The sequence below is a fragment of the Limnohabitans sp. genome, from assembly GCF_031538885.1.
GTDB lineage: Bacteria > Pseudomonadota > Gammaproteobacteria > Burkholderiales > Burkholderiaceae_C > Limnohabitans.
This window is the reverse complement of the sequence record NZ_JAVKLW010000045.1, coordinates 1-6,049: the sequence shown is the minus strand read 5'-3', so window position 1 is coordinate 6,049 and position 6,049 is coordinate 1. Positions and strand designations below refer to the sequence as shown.

At 58.4% G+C, this 6,049-nt stretch carries 6 protein-coding genes; 2 read left to right on the top strand and 4 right to left on the bottom strand.

Going from position 1 to position 6,049, the window contains the following annotated elements:
• The first annotated feature begins 149 nt into the window (after positions 1-149).
• A complete protein-coding gene (locus RMS03_RS02995; protein ID WP_310625626.1) occupies positions 150-698 on the top strand; it encodes a C40 family peptidase in 549 nt (182 codons plus the stop codon).
• 17 nt (positions 699-715) lie between these two features.
• On the opposite strand, the gene RMS03_RS02990 is transcribed toward RMS03_RS02995, so the two are convergent.
• Positions 716-1,546 carry an RNA pseudouridine synthase gene (locus RMS03_RS02990; protein WP_310625625.1) on the bottom strand — a complete coding sequence of 277 codons (831 nt, stop codon included), beginning with the start codon at positions 1,544-1,546 and terminating at the stop codon, positions 716-718.
• A 103-nt stretch (positions 1,547-1,649) separates the two neighbouring features.
• Here RMS03_RS02990 and RMS03_RS02985 point away from each other — a divergent pair, with 103 nt between their 5' ends.
• The gene (locus RMS03_RS02985) at positions 1,650-2,357 is read left to right on the top strand and encodes a VOC family protein (RefSeq protein ID WP_310625624.1); all 708 of its coding nucleotides are present in this window, start codon (positions 1,650-1,652) and stop codon (positions 2,355-2,357) included.
• On the opposite strand, the gene ycaO is transcribed toward RMS03_RS02985, so the two are convergent.
• The 3 genes from ycaO to RMS03_RS02970 form a co-directional block, all read right to left on the bottom strand.
• On the bottom strand, positions 2,354-4,087 hold the full coding sequence (ycaO, locus tag RMS03_RS02980; protein WP_310625623.1) for a 30S ribosomal protein S12 methylthiotransferase accessory factor YcaO: 1,734 nt from the start codon (positions 4,085-4,087) through the stop codon (positions 2,354-2,356). The two genes, RMS03_RS02985 and ycaO, sit on opposite strands and share 4 nt — an antisense overlap.
• A 106-nt stretch (positions 4,088-4,193) precedes the next feature.
• A complete protein-coding gene (locus tag RMS03_RS02975; protein WP_310625622.1) occupies positions 4,194-5,357 on the bottom strand; it encodes a YbfB/YjiJ family MFS transporter in 1,164 nt (387 codons plus the stop codon).
• Positions 5,357-5,848, bottom strand: a complete 492-nt coding sequence (locus RMS03_RS02970) for a FitA-like ribbon-helix-helix domain-containing protein (RefSeq protein ID WP_310625621.1) — start codon at positions 5,846-5,848, stop codon at positions 5,357-5,359. The genes RMS03_RS02975 and RMS03_RS02970 overlap by 1 nt, the downstream gene beginning before the upstream one ends.
• Positions 5,849-6,049 lie beyond the last annotated feature (201 nt).

Genomic DNA, 6,049 nt, shown 5'->3' with positions numbered 1-6,049 from the left:
GGGGCCTGAGGGCAAAGGTGGGATGACGAAATGGGTCTCTTACGCCGAAAAATCGTGCTATCGACGCACACAATTGCACATCGTGAAGTCCGTAACAAGTCACGCTACAAATTCATGCGTTGTGCAGACCTTCCCTAGAATGACTGGCTATGTTGAAACGCGTCCTCCTCATCCTCTGCTGCGTTGCCAGTGCACATGCCGCACCGTCGAACAATGCCGCCGATGACATTGAGCGCTATTTGGCCGAGCGTGGCATCGTCGCGCAAATGGACCAAATGCGGCAAACCGTGGGCAACGGTGCGTCAGAGTTGGTGGTCAACGCCATGACTTTCTTGGGCGTGCCCTATCACCGCGGTGGCACCAATGCCGACACGGGCTTTGATTGCAGCGGTTTTGTGCGCACCATGTTCGAGCAAACTGTGGGTCGCGTTTTACCGCGTCGGGCCAGCGAGCAAGCCGCCGCCACAGAGAAAATCGACAAACAGGATTTGAAGCCAGGCGACTTGGTGTTCTTCAACACCATGCGTCAAACCTTCAGCCATGTGGGCATCTATGTGGGGGACAACAAATTTATCCACTCCCCCAAACCCGGCCAGCAAGTGCGCGTGGACGACATGCGCCAAGCCTACTGGGACCGCCGCTTCACAGGTGCGCGTCGCGTACCCGCCTCTGTCAACAACGACAGCGGCAACAACTGAACCACAACGCTTCTAGACTAGAAGCGTTCGCCTTCAGCCAGATAGCGCCAAGCGCCCTCTTCCAAGTCGCCTAAGCTCACACGTCCTAAGCGGATACGACGCAAGGCCAAAATCTCCAAGCCCGACAACTCGCACAAGTACACGGCCAATCCGAGGTGAGAGCCCTTCACCGCCAAACGCAACTTGCTGCGCCCTGGGTTGGCGCTGCCCACACTGATTTTGAAGTCGGGCAAACGCAGGCGCTCATCGCGCATGGCGCGTTCAATCGGGCGCAACGCTTCGGGCGTCACTTCGCCCCGCACATCCACCATCAGTTCTTGCTCGATGAAGGCCATGTCTTCCATCAGCTTGCGCTGCACGCGAAAGTCTTGCGTGAAGGCCACCAAACCACTGGCCTCATATTCCAAAGGCACGCTGGCGTCGAGCTTGGTCAAGTGGCTCTTCAAGAACCGAACACCACTGTGGTCATGCTTGCTGTGGTGCTCTGGCGTGAGCAACTGGCGCACATTCTGTGGGCCTTTGGCTGGGCGAGCAGGCTCGGGTTTGCGGCCTGGTTGCACGGGTCTCGCAACCGGCAAGGGGGTCAAACCATCGGTCCAGCCTGCGGGCTTGTTCACGATGAGGGTCACAGGCAGGAGGTTGGGCAAGCTGGCGTGCGCGTCGAGCGCCACCTTTTGCTGACTCACACGAAACTGCGGCTCTTGCACCACCACACCATCGACCCTCACGAAACCTGCCTCAATGTATTGCTCTGCTTCACGGCGCGAACAGTCACGCAGCTGCATGACGCGTTTGGAAAGGCGCTCGCCTTCTGAAGGACGTTGCGCCATGTTTTGACTGGAATTCATAAGGGCTGAATCCTCCCACAGTTATGGAATGGGTCAGACAAAACCCCGTCAAAACCGAACTGCGACAACAACTCACCCAACCCGAGTGGTATGGTGCTGCCCCATGCACACACAAATAGACCATCTCGTCATCGTTGCCAGCACCTTAGAACAAGGGGTGCAATGGTGCGAAGACACACTGGGCATCACGCCCAGCCCCGGCGGTGAACACACGCTCTACGGCACCCACAACCGACTTTTCAAAATTGCATCGCCCGCCAACCCGCTGGCGTATGGCGAAATCATCGCCATCAACCCCGCAGCGGTTCGTCCCAAACGTGCCTGCCCGACGCGTTGGTACGACATGGACAACCCCGCCTTGCAAAAAGCCGTGGCCAAAGTGCCGCGCTTGGTGCACTTTGTGGTCAACACGCCCGACATCAAAGCCGCCCGCATGGCCGTTCGCATGCAAGGCATTGACCGTGGCCCCGCCATTTCAGCCAGCCGTCGCACCAACCGAGGCACACTCAATTGGCAAATTTCGGTGCGGGCGGATGGCCAACGTTTGTTTGATGGTTGTATGCCGTCGCTCATTCAATGGGGCAAGCCAGAGGCCACCGACCCGTTCAAGCTGCACCCACGCAACACCCTCACCCGCTCTGGCGTGACCTTGCAAAGTCTGGAAGTCACCCACCCCAGCGCAGCCAAATTGCAAGCAGCCTATGACGCGATGGAACTCGCCCGCGTGACCGTGACCGAAGGCCCAGCCAACCTCAAAGCCACCTTGCAAACCCCCAAAGGTGTAGTGGTACTCGAAAGCCTCGGGCTTTAAATTTTCTTGTGCGCTTGCACCTTGGCGTAGGCCGCCCACAGCTTGTGCTGCATTTCGCAGCCGCCCATCCTCAGGCCGGGTGCTGAGAGGCCCATGAAGCGGTCGGTCTGCATGATGAGCGCGTGGGCTTGCTCGAACACCCCCGAGCCAAAGAGCTGGCGTATCGCGCCCACATAAGGCGCGGTGTCACCACGGTCGGTGAGCAACACCAAGGTCTCGATGCAGGCATAGACCGCGCGGCGTTGTGGCGGGATTTGGTCAAAGTGGCGAATCCACTCGCAGCCCTCCACCGTGGCGGCTTCGTCACCACAGGCCAAGGCCAAGAGGGTTTTGAGTTCGCCCACGCGCAGGTCTGCCCAGAAGCTGCCTGCATCGGGGGTCATGCCAATCAGGCCCGCCACAGGTCGTTGGTCGGCCACGTTGGACTCGTTCAAACTGGCTAATAAGTCGGTGCATTCTTCGTTGTCGAGGTCAGTCAAGTTGAGAATGGCTTCGCGCATGTCATTGGCAATGCTGTTGTTCTCAAAGTCGAGGTCATCCACAGGGTAAATCTCAGACATGCCTGGCACCAAGACGCGGCAGGCGTACACACCCAAGTGGTCGAAGTCGGCGATGTAGATGTCAAAGCCATCGTCGTGCATGCGCTTGACGCAATAGGCATAGTCGTCCGCGGTGGTGGTCGAGAAATTCCAATCCACAAACACGTAATCAGGGATTTCGCCCAAGAACTCCCAATGGATCACGCCACTGGAGTCCACAAAGTGAATTTCGATGTTGGGTGCGCTTGCGGCTTCATCCAAATCAAAGGTGGGGGCTGGAAAGCCGCCCAAGGTGTCGAGTGCGCGGCCTTGCAGCAGTTCGGTCAGGGCACGCTCTAGCGCCACCTCAAACCGTGGATGCGCACCAAAGCTGGCAAAGCAGCCTTGGTCTTGCGGGTGCAGCAGCGTGACGTTCATCACAGGGTACTTGCCACCCAGCGAAGCGTCTTTCACCAAGATGCCAAACCCTGCCGCACGCAAAGCGGCAATGCCTGCGGCAATCCGTGGGTAGCGGTTGATGACCGCCTCTGGCACATCGGGCAAGCACATGCCTTGGCTGATGATCTTGGCTTTCACATAGCGCTCAAAAATTTCAGACAGTGCTTGTGTGCGTGCCTCCAACGCGGTGTTGCCCGCCGACATGCCGTTGCTCACATACAAGTTGCCAATGATGTTGACGGGGATGTAAGCCGTCTCGCCATCGCGTTGACGCACATAGGGAATGGCGCAAATGCCGCGCTCGACATGGCCCGAGTTGAAGTCCACCAAGTTGGAGCAATCAATGTGGCCCTCGGGGTTGTAAAACTTGTGCAGCTCGGCATTGAGCAAGCCATCGGGCCATGCGCCGTTGTCGGTCAAAGCAAACCAACGCTCTTGCGGGTAATGCACAAAAGCTGCGTCTGCCGTGGTGGGGCCGAGGTAGAAATGCGTCCAAAAATAGTTGGTGGCCAAGCGCTCAAAGAACTCGCCCAAGGCACTGGCCAAGCAGGCCATGCGTGTGGCCCCTTTGCCGTTGGCAAACAACACGGGGCAATCGCGGTCACGGATATGAACCGACCAAATGCCCTCCACAGGGTTGAGCCAGCTCTTCTCTTCGATGTGAAAACCCAGCGCTTGCAGCTTGGCTTGCAGGGTGTTGATGGTGGATTCCAGCGGCGCGTCTTTGCCAGGAATGAAACTTTGAGTGGGCACGGTCAATCGCTTTAAAAAAATAGCAGGGATGCCCTAGAGCAGGCCCTGATTGTGGGGCCTGCGCGACTTGAGCCACGTTCGGGGTTTTCGCTGAAATACTTTGCGCTCAGTCGTCTTTGGGCAAAGTGGCCAGCAAGGCCATGCCTGCGGCCATCACGCCAGCGGTCAGCCACAACGCACCTTTGAACGTGCCCGTGATCTGCGCCATATAGCCCGCCACCACAGGGGCCAGCATTTGGGCCGCGCCATAGCTGAGGGTGAGTTTGGCCATCGCCTTGCCTGGGTTGCTGGGGGCGCGTCGCCCGACCAAGGCCAGCGTCATGCTCACGATGCCAATGAACGTCGCCCCATAGCCCACCGCCCCAGCCAGTGCAGCCCACAGCTCACCCGACATGGCTGGCAACATCACCGACAGAGTTTGCAAACCAAACGCCAACAGCAACGCGTGTTTATCGCCCACACGCCGCGCCACCAAATCCCAAATGAACACCGCAGGCATGGCCGCCAGTCCCACCATTGCCCAAGCCAGGGGGCCAAGCCCCGCTAAGGCAGGCTCACGCTCCACAATCGCCACGGTGAACGTGGCGCTAATGACAAAGCCCCACCCCGCGGCAAAGTAACTGGTCAGCATAGTCCATGTCCAGCGGCGTGAGCCCAAACCAGCGACCACCGCGTCATGCGCGACCACCACTTGCGGGGGCACAGGCGGACGCCACTTCCAGGCAGGCACAAAAAACACCAAACCCAACGCAGCAAATGCCAGCCATTGGTCAGACCATGTAGGCCACCACTGCGACAAGCCCCACGCACCCAAGGCGGACACCACAATGCCCAGCCCCAAGCCAATGAAATACAAACCCAGCTCAGGCCGCCGCCCTTGGCGCATCAACCAACCCAACACCAAGCCAGAGCCCAACAACATGCCCGTGGCACCACACAAACCACCGATGTAGCGAATCAAAGCCCACGCAGGCATCCACGTGGTGAGGGCCATCGCAGCCACCGTGACCAAAGCCATCCACAAGCCCGCGCTGTACAGCCAATGGCGCCAACGCACATCGTCAATCCAAGTGGCCGCCAAAGCGCCACTCATGTAACCAGCGTAGTTGATGGCCGCCAAACCACCCGCCGCGGCGTCGGTCAATCCAGTTTGGGTTTGTAGGCTAGGCAACAGCGGCGTGTAAGCAAAACGCGCCAAGCCAATGGTCAGCACCAAACCGCAAATGCCGCCCGTGAGAACTTGCCAAGGATGAAGCTGTTTGTGCGACATCAAACCACCCAAGGATTCATCAGTGTCAAACCCAGCCCTTCAAAATGTTGGGTGTTCCGAGTTGCCAGCGTAGCGCCGTGCGCTAAACAAATCGCCGCAATCTGCGCATCGGCGACATCTATGGGCTGCCCCTGACGATCGCGCATAGCTACCAAGTCGGCGTACACCACGGCGGCTTCTAAATCAAACGACAACACGCGGCCCGAAAAGTCTTCAGCCAGCATGGCCTGCACCGCTTGCGCCTCGTTGTCAAAGCTAGCCGCACGCGGCGCACTGGTTCGTGGAGGCTCATCTAACTCAATGCCACCAATGGTTGCAAACCGCGCATGTATGCGGCTGCCCATGCCCGTTGCGGGTGCCACTGGCTGCGACAACACGCTGCGCAAGATGGTGCGCACTTCTTCCTCCATCGAACGCCCGTGCGTTGCAGCGGACATGCGCAGCTTGTCTTTGATGGCAGGTTCTAGGTTGCGAATGGTCAAGGTACTCATGTGGACTCCTGCAATTTGATAGCAATGCTAGCGCCGACAGCAAGCAACGTCAAAATGAGTGGCGAATTCAAGGACGAAGTGCAACAAAGATGAACTGGTTATAGGTGGCTGAGGATGCGAGAGCATCATGGCCGCTTTAACCGCCAAGTCGAAGTTGCCCAATGTACAAGCACCTCAGCCGAGAAGAACGATACCAAATCT

What these genes read in the sequence shown, in the direction of transcription:
- RMS03_RS02995 (WP_310625626.1), top strand. Translation starts at nt 150, where the DNA reads ATGTTGAAACGCGTCCTCCTCATCCTCTGCTGCGTTGCCAGTGCACAT.
- RMS03_RS02990 (WP_310625625.1), bottom strand. Translation starts at nt 1,546, where the DNA reads ATGAATTCCAGTCAAAACATGGCGCAACGTCCTTCAGAAGGCGAGCGC.
- RMS03_RS02985 (WP_310625624.1), top strand. Translation starts at nt 1,650, where the DNA reads ATGCACACACAAATAGACCATCTCGTCATCGTTGCCAGCACCTTAGAA.
- RMS03_RS02975 (WP_310625622.1), bottom strand. Translation starts at nt 5,357, where the DNA reads ATGTCGCACAAACAGCTTCATCCTTGGCAAGTTCTCACGGGCGGCATT.
- RMS03_RS02970 (WP_310625621.1), bottom strand. Translation starts at nt 5,848, where the DNA reads ATGAGTACCTTGACCATTCGCAACCTAGAACCTGCCATCAAAGACAAG.